General features: G+C 54.5%; 2 rRNA genes. Both read right to left on the bottom strand.

The annotated features are described in order from the left end of the window. A 23S ribosomal RNA gene (locus tag IBX22_RS37150) occupies nucleotides 1-581 on the bottom strand; the annotation flags it as partial. 324 nt (nucleotides 582-905) lie between these two features. Then, nucleotides 906-1022, bottom strand: a 16S ribosomal RNA gene (locus IBX22_RS37145); the annotation flags it as partial.

Below are 1022 nucleotides of genomic sequence, written 5' to 3'. Positions count from 1 at the left end.
CCTCCCGGGGTACTTTTCACCTTTCCCTCACGGTACTAGTCCGCTATCGGTCACCAGGGAGTATTCAGGCTTACCGGGTGGTCCCGGCAGATTCACAGCAGATTTCACGGGCCCGCTGCTACTCGGGAGATATCCACGAGAGCCTAGGAGTTTTCATTTACCGGGCTATCACCGTCTATGGCAGGCCGTTCCAGACCACTTCAACTAACACCTAGGTTTCTGACTCTCGCTCCATTCGGCAGAATGAAGAAGAATATTCCCACTACCCCAGCCAGACAACAACTGCCGTCTATCACATCTGACTGGTTTAGCCTCATCCGCTTTCGCTCGCCACTACTCACGGAATCACTGTTGTTTTCTCTTCCTGTGGGTACTGAGATGTTTCACTTCCCCACGTTCCCTCCACACACCCTATATATTCAGATGCGGGTAACACGACATCACTCGTGCTGGGTTTCCCCATTCGGAAATCCTCGGATCTCAGCTCGTTTGACAGCTCCCCGAGGCTTATCGCAGCCTACTACGTCCTTCATCGGCTCCTGGTGCCAAGGCATCCACCGTACGCTCTTAAACACTTACTAACAAAGATGCTCGCGTCCACTGTGCAGTTCTCAAACAACACACCCAACCAGATTTGATACCCAGACCAACTCGGCGTCACCGCCGGCGGTATCGAGGAGATCCAGTCGGATCGTTTGTTTTGCCTTGAAAGAACGCGTGTTCTTTCAGGACCCAATAGTGTGTCGGTATATTCACCGCGATCCCGGACTGAGCCGAAACCATGGTGCGATGAATGTTGTCAGCGTTCCACCCATGAGCTCCGCAGTTCTACATGTGAGAACTAAGCGGCTCTGGCACCCTCAGCGCTCGACTACTCGAGGCGAGGAAGTGCAGATGCTCCTTAGAAAGGAGGTGATCCAGCCGCACCTTCCGGTACGGCTACCTTGTTACGACTTCGTCCCAATCGCCGATCCCACCTTCGACGGCTCCCTCCCACAAGGGGTTGGGCCACCGGCTTCGGG

It is taken from the genome of Nocardia sp. XZ_19_385 (genome assembly GCF_015355755.1).
Classification (GTDB): Bacteria; Actinomycetota; Actinomycetes; order Mycobacteriales; family Mycobacteriaceae; genus Nocardia.
This window is presented reverse-complemented; position numbering and strand designations above follow the sequence as displayed.